Annotated in this window: 11 protein-coding genes and 1 pseudogene; 5 read left to right on the top strand and 7 right to left on the bottom strand. The window is 67.3% G+C overall.

What is annotated here, in order from left to right; translation table 11 throughout:
- Positions 1-3,079 precede the first annotated feature (3,079 nt).
- The 3 genes and pseudogenes from KEG57_RS36535 to KEG57_RS56215 form a co-directional block, all read left to right on the top strand.
- On the top strand, positions 3,080-3,508 hold the full coding sequence (locus KEG57_RS36535) for a hypothetical protein (protein ID WP_272424360.1): 429 nt from the start codon (positions 3,080-3,082) through the stop codon (positions 3,506-3,508).
- A 248-nt stretch (positions 3,509-3,756) separates the two neighbouring features.
- Entirely contained in the window at positions 3,757-3,972 is a 216-nt protein-coding gene (locus KEG57_RS36530; protein WP_272424359.1) for a hypothetical protein, read from the top strand.
- Positions 3,973-4,009: 37 nt separating this feature from the next.
- Positions 4,010-4,927 (top strand): annotated as a pseudogene (locus tag KEG57_RS56215) (tyrosine-type recombinase/integrase); the annotation flags it as partial.
- Positions 4,928-5,224: 297 nt separating this feature from the next.
- Here KEG57_RS56215 and KEG57_RS36525 read toward each other — a convergent pair.
- From KEG57_RS36525 to KEG57_RS36505, 5 genes are all read right to left on the bottom strand, one after another.
- A complete protein-coding gene (locus KEG57_RS36525) occupies positions 5,225-8,794 on the bottom strand; it encodes a M1 family aminopeptidase (RefSeq protein ID WP_272459353.1) in 3,570 nt (1,189 codons plus the stop codon).
- A 10-nt stretch (positions 8,795-8,804) separates the two neighbouring features.
- Complete coding sequence (locus KEG57_RS36520; protein WP_272459352.1) at positions 8,805-9,674, bottom strand: ABC transporter ATP-binding protein; 870 nt, start codon at positions 9,672-9,674, stop codon at positions 8,805-8,807.
- Positions 9,675-10,448: 774 nt separating this feature from the next.
- Positions 10,449-10,943, bottom strand: coding sequence for a hypothetical protein (locus KEG57_RS36515; protein ID WP_272424354.1), 495 nt, complete (start codon positions 10,941-10,943; stop codon positions 10,449-10,451).
- A gap of 36 nt (positions 10,944-10,979) precedes the next feature.
- Positions 10,980-11,891 (bottom strand): RNA polymerase sigma factor, encoded by a 912-nt coding sequence (locus KEG57_RS36510; RefSeq protein WP_272459351.1) that lies wholly within the window; start codon positions 11,889-11,891, stop codon positions 10,980-10,982.
- Positions 11,892-12,004: 113 nt separating this feature from the next.
- Positions 12,005-12,676: a TetR/AcrR family transcriptional regulator gene (locus tag KEG57_RS36505; RefSeq protein WP_272424352.1), complete on the bottom strand. Its 672-nt coding sequence runs from the start codon at positions 12,674-12,676 to the stop codon at positions 12,005-12,007.
- Between the two features lie 109 nt (positions 12,677-12,785).
- Between KEG57_RS36505 and KEG57_RS36500 the strand changes: the two genes are divergently transcribed.
- Positions 12,786-13,949: an FAD-dependent oxidoreductase gene (locus tag KEG57_RS36500; protein ID WP_272424350.1), complete on the top strand. Its 1,164-nt coding sequence runs from the start codon at positions 12,786-12,788 to the stop codon at positions 13,947-13,949.
- Between the two features lie 340 nt (positions 13,950-14,289).
- Here KEG57_RS36500 and tnpB read toward each other — a convergent pair whose 3' ends face one another.
- The gene (tnpB, locus tag KEG57_RS36495) at positions 14,290-14,667 is read right to left on the bottom strand and encodes an IS66 family insertion sequence element accessory protein TnpB (RefSeq protein WP_272424348.1); all 378 of its coding nucleotides are present in this window, start codon (positions 14,665-14,667) and stop codon (positions 14,290-14,292) included.
- Positions 14,664-14,945 (bottom strand): helix-turn-helix domain-containing protein, encoded by a 282-nt coding sequence (locus KEG57_RS55840; RefSeq protein WP_272424346.1) that lies wholly within the window; start codon positions 14,943-14,945, stop codon positions 14,664-14,666. Before KEG57_RS55840 ends, tnpB begins: the two co-directional genes overlap by 4 nt.
- A gap of 276 nt (positions 14,946-15,221) precedes the next feature.
- Here KEG57_RS55840 and KEG57_RS36485 point away from each other — a divergent pair, with 276 nt between their 5' ends.
- Positions 15,222-17,108, top strand: a complete 1,887-nt coding sequence (locus tag KEG57_RS36485; protein ID WP_272424344.1) for a hypothetical protein — start codon at positions 15,222-15,224, stop codon at positions 17,106-17,108.
- Positions 17,109-17,114 lie beyond the last annotated feature (6 nt).

Below are 17,114 nucleotides of genomic sequence, written 5' to 3'. Positions count from 1 at the left end.
TCAACGTCGGCATGGTGACCGGAAGGGCCACGAGATGCGCGGGAGCCGCTGGCGCCACCGAAGCCACGGGCGATACGGGCTCACGTCGCAAGGGCGCGGCAACGGCGGGAGGCGGCGGCGGAACCGGCGGCGTTGGGTCTCGTTCGACACCCGACCTGGCCGCGGTGCTCCGCCACGGCCGTGCCGCCAACGGCATCCGTCGCGCGCACCTGGGACACGCGCGAGCAACGCGGGCCGTTGCCGCTTGCGCGGGAACGGGCGGCTCGGCCCCTGCGGGCGTGGGGACCGGCAGCTCGTCGCGAGAGGGTACATCGGCGCGCGCCTCTGCCGCTGGCCCGGGAACGGGCGGCTCGGGGACGCGTGCCGGCGCGGTGCCGGGGGCCGTTGCCGCGGGCGCGTGGACGGGCGGTTCGGGGGCCCGCGGCGCTTTTGCCGTGGGGACCGCGGGGACGGGCGCGGGGACCATCGCCGCGGGCAGCGACGGTGCCGCGGGCGGCGACGGTGCCGCGGGCGGCGACGGTGCCGCGGGCGGCGACGGTGCCGCGGGCTTGGGTCGAGACTCGATCAGCATGCCACCGGCGGCAGCCGCCAAAAGCTCGCCGTACGCCTCGTTTGCTGGCGAATAGGCGAACGTTGTCACGTCGATGCGCTTGGCACGGCCGCGCGCGACGATGGCGTCAGCCACCGCCCGAACCTTCGGATGCGACAGCACGCGCTGGCACCTCTCGATCCGACCGCCGAACCCGCGGTTGATGTTCTCCCATTCCGACGGAGTGAGCCCCCGATCTGCCTTCTTCACCGCAAGGGCCGTGTAGACCACGACTTCCGCGCGGAGCGGTATCGGGGGGGCGTCCTGGCACGCGGCCAGAACTTCGCCGACGACGACCGCCACGAGTTCAGCAGGCACGTCGGATGTCGGAGACAAGGCAAACGTGGCGGCGTTCGCGCCCTTCGCGCGGGAGTACGCGACGATGGCGCCCGCAATGGCGAGCACGCTCGAATCCATGAGCACACGCTGGCACCTCGCGAACTTCTCGCCGAGCACGAGGTTCAAGTGCTGCCATTCAGCGTGCTTGAGCCCTCGGTCCGCGTGCGTCACTGCCATCAACGTGTACAACGCGAGTTCCGTATGCAGCGATATGGCAAGTGGGGGCGGCGGCGGGGGCGGCACAGGATGCGCAGCGGGCGCAGAAGCCGCAGACGCAGGACGCGCGGACGGGGCCGGCGCGGGCGTGGGCGCGGGGCACGCGGGAGCCGCAGACGCAGGACGCGCGGACGGCGCGGGCGTGGGCGCAGGGCGCGCGGGAGCCGCAGCCACGGGGCGTGCAGGCGTGGGCGTGGGCGCCGGGCGCGCAGACGGCGCCGGGGATGCCGCCTCGCGTGGGAACCGAAGCATTCCGAGCAGGGTGTCGGCGAGGATTTGGAGACGCTCGTCTTCCTCGTACGCGCCCCGGACTCCGGCAAGCCATGCCGGGTCATCCGGGTTGGACACTGGCCTCGGCACGCGCTGCTCGCAGGCTTTGAGGAACGCGCCCGCGAGCAATCGCACACGCTGATCCGCGAGCGTCTCCTGCGCCGCTCGGCGCCATGCCGCGTCCGCGAGGCTGCGCCGGATAGACTCGATCATCGATGCGGGCCCGACGTTCGGAACATCGGCAAGACCTGCCCCGAATGCCCCCAGCGCCGTCCCGAGTGCCACGAGATCCGGCGAGGATTCGCAAACGCCGATGAGCACGACCGCAGTGCAGACTGCGGAAGGCTGCACCTCTGGTGTTTGCATTGGCAAACCGGGGCGCACGGCGGCGTCGCTCATACCCATACAGAAGCTCCAGCCGACCACTATGCACATTTGGCTTCCCGCGATCCACAAAAATCAGCGGGAAACCGGCGGAGCCCGCTACGTCTGCGCTGGAATGCTTCAAGACTTGGGGACGAGTTGCTCAAAGAAAACCCGCAAAAGCCGAGCTACGTGTCCGAAATCAGGGAAGAGCCCCCTTGTTTCGTCGTATCAAGACGTGAAAAAGCCACTCAATGTAATCGGTTTTCGACGAATGTTTCGGTAGAACGCCGGGGCTCGGCACCTCCCCAGGGCTGGGTTCTGTACTTCAGTTCACTTTTTCCGACACCGCAAGCACCGTGCCCTCCGTGGACGAACCGCGAAATCGCCGCGTTTGAGCCATACCGGGCGGGTATGCCCCCTTGTTTCACAGGCTCGGGGTCCGAGAAGGGTCCACAAATCGATCCACTTTTTGCTCGGCGGAGCCGTGCCTCGGGCCCAGAAAATGTTTCACGGAGCCGGGGTCGGTATCGGACTTCACGTTCGCTGCATGCGCAAGAGCCATGCCCTCCGCGGACAGGCCTCGAAATCGCCGTGTTTGGGCCATGGAGGTCGGTTCGGCACCCTTGTTTCACAGACTCGGGGGCCATGGAGGGTCCAGAAATCGATCCACTTTTTGCTCGCCGGAGCCATGGCAACGGGCCACGGAAATGTTTCACGATGTGGGGGGTTCGCGTACCCTTCAAAATCAGCCGGATTTTGCGGACTCGCGACACTCTGGGGGAGGTGCAATGCATCCCCTTCGGATCCATGGAAAGCCATGGCTTTTCCATGGCAAGAGCCATCGGGTTCGAGTGGCTCTCGGGCCATGGCTTCCGGGTACTCCCGAGAGCCGGCGGAGCGCCCCCCGAGAGCCCGGCCGAGGATGCGCCGAGAAGTGGGGGGCTCGGGCCCGCGCCGCCCAGCATCCGCGCCGTAATACGTAATACGTGCTGATGTAATTTGAATTATGTATAGAACGCCGCCTCGGGCTTCGATTCCTCTTGGCCCACCGGCGCCAGTTGCGCGAAAACAGCTACACACGCCCCGCCAGGGAGGGGGCCCCCGAGTGGGCGGCCGAGGGATGTGCCGGCCGCCTGTATAGTTAGCTACATGACTATGTGGCTATATGGCTATACGTATAGTCGGCTATATATATAGAACTCGACGGCGACCTCGATTTTCCCTTGTCTCGCGTCCCCCACGGGCGGGAGAATTGGATCCACGCAACGGCGCCCCTTCGTGCGCCATGGGAGGGCGGACATGTCCATCGGTGAGTCCCGCAGCCCGGACGGCAACATCACGGCGACCTTGTCGATCCCACGGGGCGTCCTCCAGCTCGTCGCGCCCCCGCCCGAAACCCTCTCGCAATGCAACGTCGAGGCGGTGACCGGCATCCCGCGGCGCGTCTTCCTGGAGGCCATCCGCGCCCCGGACTTCCCGGTCCCCGTCGCGCGGCTCGGGAAGCTTCGGATCGTCAATCGCGTTGCGTTCGTCGCGTGGCTCGAAGAAAACGCGCGCAAGCAGAGCGCCACCCCTTCCTCCCCATCGGCCACGAATGACGCCGCGCCCACCGACGACACCGCGCCCGCGGAGCACGCGGACGACATTCTCGGCGCCGTCGGCCTACAACCGCGCCCGGCCAGTCCGAGCCGCGCGCGAGCGACGAACCGCCGTGCTCGGCGCGTCTGACAACCGTCCGGCCCCCGCGGGTTGTACGGTCGCCTTTGCCTTCTCGCCTCTGCGGCCCGTAGACGGGCCATACCCCCCCCTCCCGCGCCATCCGTTGCTTGACACGTGCCGCGATGCCGTCATGGCCCCGGGGGGCACGACGGGGAGTTTCTCTCGCGTCTCCCATGGCTCCGCGGGAAGGAGCCCGAATCGCAGGGCACGGCCGCTCGGCTGTTCCCTGGATGGTCACTGATTGGAGGAGTTGGAACATGCCCAGGTTAGCCACGGGGAACGTTTACGAGCGGCGCGGCAAGTGGTTCGCGCGGCTCACCATCGGAACGAAGAAGCGGCAAAGCTTCATGCTCGAAACATGCAAGGACGAGCGGAGCGCCGTCGCGCGTCAAGCCATCCTGGCGGAGCTGGCCGCGAAGCTCCGCACGCGACGACATCGCGCCGGACATCATCAAGCGCGCCGCGGTGCGTGACGGGAAGGCATTGGACGAGGTGCGCAAGGCCGTTGACATGATCGCATCGGGGCAGGTGGTGCAGAAGAACCTGACGCCGACGATCGAGCAAATCGGCAAGCGGTGGACGAGCGGCGAGCTGGCGGATCTCTATCCCGATCGAGTCAAGCGACGACGAAGTGCAGAAACCAACCGATACGTGCTCGACAAGTACGTCTATCCGATGGTCGGGGACGTGGCGATCGACAAGTTCACGCTCGACCACGCGGAAGCCGTTATGCGGAGCCTGCCACCGAGGCTCTCGCCAAATTCGCGCCGTTCCGTCGCGCAGCTCGTGTACCGGATCTGCTCGCTGGCGGTCCTTCCACTGCGCCATATCGCCGTGCATCCGCTCCCGCGTGGATTCGTGCCGCGGTACCAAGCAGGAAAAGCGAAGGGGTGGCTTTATCCCGATGAGGATGCGATGTTGCTGGGCTGTACGCAGGTTCCGCTGGAATGGCGCCTGTTCTACGGATTCCTTCATCGTGAAGGGATGCGCCGCTCGGAAGCCCTGAACACGAGGTGGACTGAGATCAACCTGGACCTCGGGGCGATCGTGCTCGATGTGAATAAGACGGATGAGCCCCGTGCGTGGGCACTGTCGCCTGGGGTCGTCGCGGCGTTGCGCGCCTGGCGAGACCACTGCGCGGCGAGAGGCGTGCGCGTGTCGGGGGACGCGCACGTCTTCGTGTATGACGAAGGAAGCCAGAAGGGACAGCGGCTCACCACGAGCGACACTGCCGGCCGGTTCCGTCGACATCTGGAGTTGGCGGGCATTCGCCGGCCGGAGTTGTTCGCGCGGACGGAGACGAGGACCCGGATCCGGCTTCACGACGCGCGGGCCACGTTCGTCACGCTGGCGCTCGCGAACGGACGAACGGAGGCGTGGGTGCAGGACCGAACGGGGCACAAGTCAAGCGACATGATCAACCGCTACCGACGTGCCGCACGCACGGCGGCCGAGCTCGGGCTTGACCTGTGCCGTCCGCTCCATGAGGCGATCCCCGAGTTCGCGCCCAGGGGCCCACGTCCGATCGAGGTGACGAACGGGGAGCGGGGCCGCACGAAGGAAAGGGCGGCGGAAAGGGCACCACGCTCGCGGCGAGGGCCCCCCCTGTCCGTGGAAATCCAGCCAAGATCCGCGGGGTTGGCGACCCCGGGTCAGGATGATCCGAACTGTTCCCCGAGGCGAGCTCGCTTCGCGATCTCGCAGAGCGCCGAACGGTTCGGCGCTCTAGTTAGCGATGTCGACAGCCCTGCGGTTGTCGGCCGGGACGCGGTCGATCAGCAGCTGGCGCGGGTCGATGCACACTTCGGAAGGCTTTTCCGCCACGGTGAGCGTGAAGCGCGTTTCGCCGGCAGGCAGCATGCGTTGCGCCGCAGGGAGCAGGCGCCCGCCTGCGAAGACGGCGATGTCGATCGGCTCGTCGTAGACGCGGGCCGTCTCCTTGCCGTAGCCATCCGCTTCCGTCTTCGCCAGGCGCACCGTGACGCTCACGTCCCAGCGGCCGTCCGCGCGCGGGCTGGCTTCGGCGGCGAGCACGCGGTTGTCGTAGAAGACGATGCGTTCGAACAGGTCCGTCACCAGATCCTGCTTGCTGGCGGGCGTCTCCGCGCGGAGGTAGCCAAGCAGGTCGCGGCTCGTCGTGTAGGGTGTTGTCTGGTAGCGTTTGTCGTCGAGGAAGCGCCGAAGGGCGCGGTTCACGGCCGCCTCACCGATCTCTTCACGCAGGCGGTAGAAGACGAGGCTGGCCTTGCGGTACTGCAGATAGGTCTGGCTCTCGTTGCGGATCAGGGGCTGCTCCTCGGCGCCTTCGGCGGTGCGGCCACGCAGGTATTCGTCGAGGTCGAAGCGCAGGATGCGGCGCACCGTCTCGGCGCCGTAATGCTTTTCGACGGCCATCAGGGCCGAGTATTCGGCCAGCGATTCTGTCACCAGCCCGCCACCCTGGACGTTGGCGGCAATAGCCTGGTCACCCCACCACTGATGCGCTAGTTCGTGGGCCGTGACGTAGAACACGTGGTCGGCTGCGGCCGGGTCGCGCAGGTCGCTGATGAAACCGAGCGATTCGGAGAAGGGCGTCAGCGTCGGGAAGGCGCGCGCATAGCTCTGGTAGAGCGGGGTCTCGACGATGCGCACCTGCTTGTAGGGATAGGGACCAAAATGGGCCGTGTAGTAATCGAGCGCGCCCTTCGCGCCCGCGATCATGCGGTCGATGTTGTAGGCGTGTTTGATGTCGTAGTAGACCTCGATGGGCAGACCGTTCCACTGGTCGCGCTTGACTTCCCAGCGCGCCGACTGATAGCCGAAGAAGGGCAGGATCGGCCGGTCCATCTTGTAGTGGAAGTAGCGGCGGCCATCCTTCTCCCAGCTGTTCACGAGGGAGCCGGGCGCCAGCGCGGTCTGGTCCGCGCTGGTCGAGACAGTGGTCTCGAAGTCGATGAAATCGGCATCGATGCCGAACAGCTTCCAGTAGTTCTTGGACTGGGCCTGGCCATCTTCCAGCTTGGGCATGCGGTGCGCCTCGCCCAGGCCGCGCGCCTTGCGGGCCTGGGCGTCGTCGATTTCGAGCGACTGGTTGTAGCCGAACTTGGGGAAGTAATCCTCGAACGCGAACAGGGTGCCGTTGTCGTTCACAGGATCGGGCATGCCGTCGTTCGTGAAGCCGTGCCTGCGCACCTCCACCGTGAAATCGAGGGCAATGCTGGCGCCAGGCGAAAGCGGCTGGTCGAGCTGCCAGTCCTGCACGCCGTAGCGCCTGTCGTCGCGTACCAGGCGGCCTGCGGGCAGCTTGTCGAAATGGGTCGTGGCACGCAGATCGTTTTGGATACGCAGGACAACAAGCGGCGCCTGCGTCTTGTTCTGCAGGACGTAGTGGCCATGGATGCGCAGCGCGTGCTCGGACGGGAAGATGTCCACCTCGGCCCTTATGCCCGTCAGGCTGGGGAGAGGCAGGTCCATGTCCTTGCGGTAGGCTTTCTCGTAGCCGGCGCGGAAGTCGAGCAGGGCTTCGCTGGACTGGTAATCGTTGAGGATATTCGTGTTGTAGTAGATCCAGCCGCCCGCCGCTGCAAAGCCGGACAGGCAGAGCGCGAGTGCGGCGCCGGCGCGGCCACGCAGGGCCGCTGCGGCAGCCTTCACCCGTTCGCGCCAGCGCGGGGCCGTGCCGCGCACCCAAAAGCCCTGGGCCGCGACCAGCATGGCTGCCGAAAGCAGGCCCCAGTACAGCACGAACCACGCCCAACCCGCGATATAGTGGCCGTAACCGTTCATGTCCGAATAGCGCAGCGTCGGCAGGGATGCGAAGTTCGACAGATGGTGCTCGATACGCAGGCCGCGCAGCACCGGGCCGGATGCGAGCACCGCGATGCCAAGCGCGTAGCCGAGGAATTTGTTCCCTGCTACGACCTGCAGGGCCAGCAGCGCCATCGCCATCAGCACGAAGTAGGCCGAGGAGATCAGCGTGCCCTTCGCATACAGGATGACGTCGACGGGCGCGCCGCCAACCACGAGCTGGATACCCACGGCCGCCACCACGCCAGCGAGCAGGAAGGCCAGCACAATCGCCACCAGCGCGCCGCACTTGGCGAGCAGCGGCGCCCAGTTCGGCACGGGCAGGGCGTCGGCCAGGCCGTCGATGCGGGCCTGCCTGTCCTTGTAGACCAATTCCCCGCTAAAGAAGAGCAGCACGATGACGAGCATCTCATTGAGGCCGCCCGCGAGTTCTTCGAGCATCAGGCGTGTGAGCGGGTACGGCGTGCTGTCGAAGCGCATGCCGCCGATTGTGTAGTTGGCGAAGAAGTTCGCCAGTGCCAGCAGGAGCATGACGAGGAAGGGCAGGCTGCGCAGGACGGCGCGCACATCGGCGCGCAGCAGGCGGGCCGTTTGATGCCAAGCCGTCGCCGCACCGAATAGTGGTTCCATGCGGCGCAGCGGCGTGGATGGCGCCGCGCTGGCCGCCACTTCCCGTACGGCCCGGCGCTTGCGCCTGCCACGCCCGGTTCCGACCCGCAGGGGCTTGAATAGCACCAGCGTCGTGCCGAACATGCCAAGGGCGAGCATGGTCCACAAGGCACGATTCATCAGCAGCGCGCCACTCAGTTCGGGCAGACGCACATTCATGTCGGCGCTCGTGAAATAACGCGTGGCCTGGGCCAGCACCCGCACACCGAAGGGATCGAGCAGCACGGCCAACACGGCGCTATCGGCGCGCCCGCCGAGGAAGCCAGCAATCGACCACAGGGCGACGAAGCCGAGCACGCCGACATAGACCATCATCATCGAGCGCGTCGTCGCGGCCAGTAGCGTCAGCAGCGCCGACACGAAGAGCAGGTTCGGCACGACATAGACAAAGAAGCCCCAGGCATAAGACTGCAGCGAGAAAGGCCCGATGCGCGCGGGATCGATGCCAGGCATGCGCGAGCCGATCATCATGGCCACCGTGATCAGCCCGAATACCAGCAGGCAGGTCGCGAAGCCTGCCAGGAAGCGGCCTAGCAGGTAGTCGAACTTGCGCATCGGCGTGGCGAACAGCAGGTCGGCCATGCCCACCTCGCTGTCGCGCAGGATGGCGCCAGCCAGGAAGACGGTCACGAGGAACATCGCGATGATGCTCAACACGCCGAGCTGGTTGACGATGACGACGGGCGCATTCATGTGCGCATTGCCGATCGCCCCGCCGATGCGGAAGCTGTCGCTGCTGGCGGACAGGAAGGAGATCAGCACGAGCGGCAGGGTGCTGATCCAGAGCAGGGGCTGGCGCAGGTGGTAGCGCAGATCGAAGGCGAAAAAGCTCTTCCACATGATCCGCACCTCAGGCTGCCGCGCGCAGCTGCAGGAAGTAGACGTCTTCCAGGCCCGGCTCGACCTGGGAGAAGCCCGCATGGGGCTGGGCTTCCGCGAAGATGTTGATCTGCGGCTTACCACCCACCAGGCGCGAAGACAGGACCGTGAAGCGCTGCTGGAAGTCCGGCAGGTCCGCATCGCTGACGGCGCCGCGCCAGATGCGGCCCTTGAGCGTGGCGATAGCCGCCTGCGGCTCGCCTTCTACCAGCACCCGGCCCTTGCCGATGATGGCCATGCGCGCGCACAGGTCGGTCACGTCTTCCACGATATGCGTGGACAGGATCACGATGACTTTCTCGCCGATGCGCGCCAGCAGATTGAGAAGGCGGTTGCGCTCGTCCGGATCCAGGCCCGCCGTCGGCTCATCGACGATCACGAGGCGCGGCGCGCCGAGCAGGGCCTGGGCGATGCCGAAGCGCTGGCGCATACCGCCCGAGTAGCTGGCCACAGCCCGCTTGCGTGCTTCCCACAGATTGGTCTGGTGGAGCAGGGCTTCCACGGCTTCTTTACGCTCGCCACGCCGGGTCAGCCCCTTGAGGACGGCGAAGTGGTCCAGCAGTTCCAGCGCACTGACCTTGGGATAGACCCCGAAATCCTGAGGCAGATAACCCAGCCGGCGGCGCAGGGCCAGAGGAGCGCGCAGCACATCCACACCATCCAAGTGGATGCTGCCGCTGTCGGGCGTCTGCAGCGTGGCGATGGTGCGCATCAGCGAGGACTTGCCCGCGCCATTCGGGCCGAGCAGGCCAAACAGGCCGGTGGGGATGTCGAGGCTGACGTCATTCGTGGCGTGGACGCCGTTGTCATAGGTCTTGTGCAGATGGCGGAGCAAGAGCATGGCAGTTTCCTTGGAGTGGAACGCAAGGAAGAGGCTAGAGGGCAGGGCGACAGCAGGCCAGCGCTCAGATACGAAAGCGCGGCCGGCCGTGACGAACGGCGCAAATCAAGGATGAGCGGTGAGCGTCAGTCCATCAATTGCAGGAGAAGTGCAAGCTCAGCGGGACGACGCCGTGGTCGCGTCGGCGCACAGGGCAAACAAACCTGCTGCCGAAGGGCGAGCACCGGCAGGTCCGGAAAGAACTCGAAGCGCGCACGACGCCGGAACTCCCGCCTCCGACGTCGAAGTAACCCCCCGGCGTGGCGTTGTCCTGATGAGGCGGCGACGCAGCAGCCGCGATGCGGGACCCTGCATCTCGCTTTGATGCCACGCCGCATCTCTGGAAGATCCGGGAGCTTGGGCTGCGTAATAGGCGATGTGGATCGCGGCTTTCTGATAGGCAGGCTCCGCGCGCATAAGATCGAGGAGGAGCTGCTCGCCGCGTTCATCGTGCGCGACAGCGCCCGCGGCAACGAAGGTGGACCTCGCCGAGCGAGGCGGCGGAAGTGGAGGGAGCCAATCCGAGAGCCGGCGTCCGCGGAAGCGCTCGCGTCGCACTCCTCGCAGTCGCGATCGTCGAATACCGCGTCCTCAGGGTACATCTCGTACCGCGCCCATCTGTAGTTGTCCGGGCATGGCGCGTCGGCCCCTTCACGAACGACACACTGAAGCCATCCCGGCCCGGGATCACTGACGCAATACCGCGTGCCAGCGTCGTTCGGCGCGCAGGCGTCATCATCCGTGTTGTTCATGCACGCGAGGCCCGCGAGCTTCCACTCCCTCGTCGTTCCGATCAATGCCATCCACCGTCACACGCGCGCCAGCGTGAGAGACGATCACCTCGACCCATGAACCGTGCTCGCGCGCCACCTCGTGCGCTTCGAAGAAGCGCTTGCGCTCCGCCCGCTCCGCGGGAGTCGTGGAGGGGGCTCGATGGATCGCGTTGAGCAAGAGCTCTGCCCCATCCTCGGGCCTGCCGCCCTCGACCAGCACGAGCCCGAGGCGTCCCCCGATGACCGGATCGTGCCGGACGTTGAACGCCTGGCGGTAGGCCCTGGCAGCCTCACGCAAGTGCCCCGCGGCGCGCTCGCGGTCCCCGAGCTGCGCGAAGGCCTGAAACCGCAGCTCCACGTCCGCCTCGGGGCTCTCGTCGGTGGTGCTGGGGAGGCTCTGCGCCCGCGCCGCGGGCGACGCAAGAAGCGAAATCGAACCGCACACGATCGCACGCATGGACCAGGATCTTTATCACACGCGGAGGCTCGGATCCTAGAACAACGTGTTCCCGGACGAACCCTCGGGGTCCGCGGACAAACCGCTCTTAGGGACGCCTTGTTTGTCGCTGTCGACCAGGGGACGCCGCGGCGTGTGCCGCTGCATTTTCGGCGTGGGCGGCGCTATGACGGGCACGGGCACGAATGCACCAGCGTGATCGAACGAGGGCACCGGCTTCGCGGCATGCGCGACGTCCGCGGCGGAGGCTGCCACGACGTGCGCCACGCCCGTGGCCACGGCGTGAAGCTCGCTGTCGGGTTCGCGCGGCGAGAGCGCGAGCGACGCGAACAACATGGCCATGAGGAAGGCCCAGAGGTGCCCGAGCAAGTGAACGCAGTCGGAGAGCAGCGCGAGCAGGGGAGACGGGGCTGTGAAGAGAGTGTTGCCGAACCGAGCCCGGAGGGACTCCCGCGCGCGCGAGAGCGCCATCTTCGCTGCGTCCTCGGAGATCCCGAGCGCCACGCCAGCCTCCTCGTGCGACCGCTCTTCGACGCAGACCATCCAGAGCACCGCAGCTTGCGAGGGGGGCATGTCGTGCAGAGCGGCCGTCACCTTCTCCAGGGCCTGCTTCAGCTCCGCCGCGCGCTCGGGCGAGACGTCCGGCGCCTCGGCCGTGTCGACGTGCCCGTCGTCGGGTTCAAATACCTCCTGGTGACGTTTGGTGTCGCGGTGCGCCTTACCCATCACGTTCCGCGTGATCGTCACGAGCCACGGCTTCATGCCGTCAGGGTGCGGCGTGTAATCCGGGAGCTTGCGGACGGCATTCGTGTATACCCGCTGCACCTTGTCGTCCGCGGACTCGCGCGTGTACGTCTCGTCGCTCTCGACGATGCGCTTGATCTCGAGCCGTAGGCCAAGGAGCTGGGCGAGCCAACGGAGGGTGGGCGGCTTGGAAGAGGGTCCCATGACCAAAACAATGTGCGGCGAGGCAAGAGGTAACGGAAAATCGACACGCCCCTGCGTTTGGCCGGCCGAGCGGTGACCTGACATCCGTTGGCCGGGCGCCGCTCGACGACTCGTTAGAGAGAAGCCGCGATCCCGGCGAGGATGAGATCGATGCCGGCGAGGAACTCGGCGAGGTCGTCGTGCTCGCGCAGTTGGGCAGCGACTGTCCGGGTGAACGGATACTCGTGGGCGTCGAGCTCCTTCCACCGGGCCGACTGCGTCTCGAGAAACTCAGCGCGGTCCACGGACGGCTCGAGCAGGCGGCCGTTCGCGGCATTCTGGACGCTCACGCAGATGATGTAGCTCAGAAGCGCCGACGCCGACGTGAACTGGGCGCCGCCTGGAACCCCCAGCGCTTGGACTTGGCGCCCGATGCGCTCGAAGATCCGCAGCGTCGCGGTCTCCCACGGAGCGCGGGAGAGCTGCACGCCCACCCACGGATGCGCATCGATCGCTTCGAACACGCCGACGGCGATCCTGCGGATCGCTTCGTGCGGCGTAGCGGAGGCGAGGACTTCGCCCATCGCGCGGGCGACGACGGCGTCGCTGGCGGCGAGGAGCAGCTCGCTCTTGTTCGCGATGTGCCAGTAGATCGCGCCGGGTCCCGTCGAAAGCCGCGTGGCGAGCGCGCGGAAGGTCAACCCGTTCTCGCCCTCGTCATCGAGCAGCTCGATGGCCGCGTCGACGATCCGCTCGCGTGAGAGCGCATCCTCACGTCGTTCCGACCCGCGCGTTGCCTTTGCCATGGCCCCATCTTGACAGGTCTGGAACGGCGTTCCACGTTGGGTTCTGGAACGGCGTTCCAGAGGCCGATGGCGGCGTCGCCGAGAGGTCTCCAGGTCGAAAGGAAGCACGATGACTCCCATCACCATCATTGGCGCCGGCCCCGGCGGGCTGACGCTCGCTCGCGTGCTGCACGTCCACGGCATCGCCGCTACCGTCTACGAGGCCGATGCGTCTGCGGATGCGCGCACGCAGGGCGGAATGCTCGACATCCATGACTACAACGGACAACTCGCGCTGAAGGCGGCCGGACTGTTCGACGAATTCCGCCGAATCATCCATGAAGGCGGCGAGGCCACGCGGGTGCTCGACCCGCACGGCACGGTCCTTTTCGACCAGCCCGACGACGGCAGCGGCGGTCGCCCCGAGGTGCATCGTGGCGATCTCCGGCGCATCCTGCTCGACTCGCTCCCTCACGGCACCGTCCAGTGGGGCCGCAAGCTCACGGCCATTCACCCGCTCGGCGACGAGCAGCACGCGCTGACGTTCGCGGACGGGTCGACCGTGACCACGAGCCTTGTGGTCGGTGCGGACGGCGCCTGGTCGAGGATCCGGCCGCTGCTGTCCGACGTGAAGCCCGCCTACGTCGGCACCTCGTTCATCGAGACGTACCTGCTCGACGCCGACGCGCGCCACCCGGCCAGCGCCAAGGTTGTCGGAGGCGGGTCCCTGCTCGCGCTCGCGCCCGGCAAGGGCATCGTCGCCCACCGCGAGACCAACGGCGTCCTGCACATCTACGTCGCGCTCACCAAGCCGCAGGAGTGGATCGCGGGCATCGACTTCGCCGACCCGAAGGCGGCGAAGGCTCGCGTCGCGGCGGAGTTCGACGGCTGGGCGCCGGAGCTCACCGCGCTGATCAGCGACGGCGAGACAGACCCCGTCCCCCGGAGGATCCATGCGCTCCCGGCCGGACATCGGTGGGCGCGCGTGCCCGGCGTGACGCTTCTCGGCGATGCCGCGCATCTGATGCCGCCCGACGGTGAGGGCGCCAATCTCGCGATGTACGACGGCGCCGAGCTCGGCAAGGCCATTGCCGCGCACCGAGGCGACCTCGAAGCCGCGCTCGTCGAGTACGAGGAAACCATGTTCGTCCGGAGCGCGAAGGCCGCCGCCGAGGCCGCGCGGACCTTCGAGCTCTGCTTCGACGACGACAACGCCCCGCACGGGCTGATCGACTTCTTGACCGGCGGCTCGGCACCGACCTCGTCTGCGCTGTCTCGAGCGGAGCAGTCCTGATTCACGAGTGGAGTTGCACCCGGGAATCGAGACGCACCGACCCGCGCACGACCCTTCTAGCTGTGCTCGTGCAAGGCGAAGTCACAGCGGCAGCAGTATTGATCGCTTGCGACGAACCGCAAACACGAAGGGTTCGCCGTCGATGCACTCGAGCGGAGTGCGTGGCGTCTCGTCGGTTGCATCCATCGGTCCTCTCGTCGGCTCGCTCATCTCCGGGATGGGGAGGCCAGGACGACCGTAACGCCTCGCCCTGCCGCGTCTTGACCGGTACCCGCGGACGTGCGGGACTGTATATGTCGTCAGCCCCCTCGAATGTACCGACGGTCCGCGTAAAAAACGCTCATCCCCAGCGCAAGACCCGATTGGCCGGTGTGTACGGCGGCGGCGAGAGCGGCATTCGTCCGATGAGCTCGCTCCCTTCGAGCAGGAGCGCGAGCTCGCTCGTCGTGAGCACGAGCGGACCATCCCCAGGCCGCGCCCACGGCGCTGCGAATCGGCCCTTTGCCAGCCGCTTCGAGAAGAGGCAAAGCCCCGTGCCGTCCCAGAACAACACCTTGCACCGCTGGCGGCTGCGACTCACGAAGAGGAATATCTCACCCGACATCACGTCGCGGCGAAGGCCCTGCGCGACGAGCGCCGTGAGCGTATCGAATGATTTCCGCATGTCGACGGGCTCTCGATACGCGTAGACCCTGACCTGCCGCGTCGAGCCGATCACGAAAGCCTCCGCAACAGTTCGGCGAGCGCGTCGAGGTCGAGTCCCTCGACGCGCAGGCCGGAGCGGTGCTGCACGACGATAGGCCCGCGAACCTCGGCGGCCAGGGCCTCGATGATTTCTACGGGCGAGAAACCAGCCATGGGCAGCTGCGGCGACACGCCGCCCTTGGCCCAGCCGTACAAGGTCCGCCAGTGCAGGCCGATCTCGGGTCCGATCTCCGCAATCGTCGCCCCCTCATCACGCCGCGGCCAGAAGTATTCGATCGCTTGCCGACGCACGCGCTCGGGATACGCCTTCCCCCGTCCTCGCCCCTCGTTCCGCTCGATCTCTGCACGAATCGCCGCCGCTCGCTGATGGTTCCGCATCGGATGCTCCCTTCGGGGCACCAGCGTCGAAGGAGCGAGCCGTCGGTGTCAGGACGGGGGTGGGCGAGGTGGTACGGGACGGCTCGAGGATACCATTGGCAAGGCGCGCGCGGGAGCGCGCCCGACCCGGAAAGGCCACAGGATGCTTGACGCCGCTTTCGTTTTGCAGTCCCGTTTTGGGGTCTGGCCATGCCCCACAGCCCGGGATTCGGTCGCGTCGCGCTCGGTTGCCTGCTCCTCGTCGCCGGCTGCAGCGGCGGCTTGCAGGAGATGCTGCGGGAGCTCGACGGGGAGCCCGCGCCGCGGCCGCGCCCGGCGCTGTCCACGGCCGGCCCCGAGGCGGCCGCATCGAAGCTCCCCGCCTCCCCGGCGACGGAAAAGCCCCCGGCGCCCCCGCCCCTCGAGCCCATCCCCGAGCGGCTCGGCACGCCCGCATCCAGCCGTGCCAAGAAGCCCATCTGGAGCATGGCCAGCGAGAGCTACGCGCCCCAGCCGACGGATCGCCACGCCCTTTTCGTCGCCTCGAGCGGGCCGCTCCAGGGCGAGCAGGTCGGCCTCATCTGCAGGCTTGGCATCAATACGAAGAACCATGGGGATTTCGACGGGGAGGCAGATCTCTCGGTCGACGTCTCGATCACGCAGGGCAAGGAGGTCGTGCGATGCCGCGCCGGCGGCCCCGAGGACACCATGGAGATGTGGTTCTCCGTGCCGCTCGTGACGCTGGAGAAGGGCGCCAAGGTGCGCGTGACCTCGATCGACCGGGATCTGGTGTTCGACGACGGCATCGAGAGAGTCGCGGCCACGTTCAATGGCAGCTATCCCCTCACCGCAAAAGGGCGCGTCAGCCAGCTCGAGTGCCGCCCGCTCGGGCGGGAGCTCGTCGAGCGGCACCTCGAGCAGCCACGCAATGTCGCGGACAAGGCCCTCGCGACCATGGAAGCCGTCCGGCCGGACCTCTCCGAGCGCTATTTCGGCCTCGGTATGGGGGGGGACAGCGGCGCGTGGAGCGCTCGCTCGGCCATCGAGAACCTGGCGGGCCTCGTGGGATGGGACGATCCGCGGGTCGAGCGCCGGGTCGAGCGCCTCGCGGCGCAGGAAAAGCGCATCAAAGACGAGCTCGGCGCGGCGGTGGAAGCGATGCGCGGAAAGCTGGAAGCCCCCGCGGACGGTCCCACGCCAATGGCGGACGGCGGCATCGCCGTGCGCGTGACCTCGTATGCGTGCGGGCCCGACGTGGCCAAGAAGTACCGAAAGCACGTCGCGTTCAAGACGCGCGACGAGTTCAAGGAGCGGCCCTGCGTGCTCGGCTTCGACGTCGTCAATCACACCGGCGCGCCCCTTGAGGTGGACGAGTTCCAGGGCCGAATCGGCCCGCTGAAAAACCTGAAGATGATCTCGTCGGCGGGGGCCCAGTTCGATGTCCAGCTCTTCGGCGAGGTCCGCGAAGGCAAGATCCGCCCCGTCGGCTTCGATCATCGCCCCGTCGTGCCGAATGGAGCGACCATCCGCCTCCTCGCCCAGCCCGTCGGCAAGGCGGATCCCGCGGCCTTCGCGTCCCCTCTCCTGCTGCGAGGATTGCACGGTGGGCGCCGGACGGGCAAACCGCGCGAATGGACGAGCCTCTCTGGGGGCGCGATCGCGCTGCGGGTGACGGATCTGACCTGCACCGAGAAGGGCTGCGTGCTTCGGGCGGCGCTCCGCCGGTCCGGCAGCGCGCGCCTCGCAATCAACTCGTTTTTCCGCCGGATCGAGCCGCCCCTGTGGCTCCGGCTGCTCGACCCTTCGGCCTTCCCGGCGCCGAAGCCCGGAAAGGACAAGGGCGGCTACGTGCGGCCCCTCGAGGACCGCGTCAAAGGGCCGTACTTCGAGCCCTTCGCGACGTTCGAGCGAAACGTCGTTCGACCGTTCGAGAAGGACATCGAGCTCGCCCCCGGACAGACCGTGGAGCTCGCGTTTGCCATGAAAGGCGAGCCGCTGCCCGGCGGCATGGACCTCGACAAGCTGGTCCTCGACACCTCGTTCGACGAGGTGCCCTCGTTCCTCCGCGTCGAGCCCGCCCCGGCGCCCCAGCCTTGAGGCGCC

Source organism: Polyangium jinanense (genome assembly GCF_028435365.1).
Note: the sequence above shows the minus strand (reverse complement) of the source record. Positions and strands in the feature narration are given on the sequence as shown.

Bases quoted from the DNA above. Each gene is read 5' to 3' on its own strand.
- KEG57_RS36525 (WP_272459353.1), bottom strand. From the start codon at position 8,794: ATGTGGAAGAGCTTTTTCGCCTTCGATCTGCGCTACCACCTGCGCCAG.
- KEG57_RS36535 (WP_272424360.1), top strand. From the start codon at position 3,080: ATGTCCATCGGTGAGTCCCGCAGCCCGGACGGCAACATCACGGCGACC.
- KEG57_RS36485 (WP_272424344.1), top strand. From the start codon at position 15,222: ATGCCCCACAGCCCGGGATTCGGTCGCGTCGCGCTCGGTTGCCTGCTC.
- KEG57_RS36515 (WP_272424354.1), bottom strand. From the start codon at position 10,943: ATGCGTGCGATCGTGTGCGGTTCGATTTCGCTTCTTGCGTCGCCCGCG.
- KEG57_RS36530 (WP_272424359.1), top strand. From the start codon at position 3,757: ATGCCCAGGTTAGCCACGGGGAACGTTTACGAGCGGCGCGGCAAGTGG.
- KEG57_RS36505 (WP_272424352.1), bottom strand. From the start codon at position 12,676: ATGGCAAAGGCAACGCGCGGGTCGGAACGACGTGAGGATGCGCTCTCA.
- KEG57_RS36510 (WP_272459351.1), bottom strand. From the start codon at position 11,891: ATGGGACCCTCTTCCAAGCCGCCCACCCTCCGTTGGCTCGCCCAGCTC.
- KEG57_RS36520 (WP_272459352.1), bottom strand. From the start codon at position 9,674: ATGCTCTTGCTCCGCCATCTGCACAAGACCTATGACAACGGCGTCCAC.
- KEG57_RS36500 (WP_272424350.1), top strand. From the start codon at position 12,786: ATGACTCCCATCACCATCATTGGCGCCGGCCCCGGCGGGCTGACGCTC.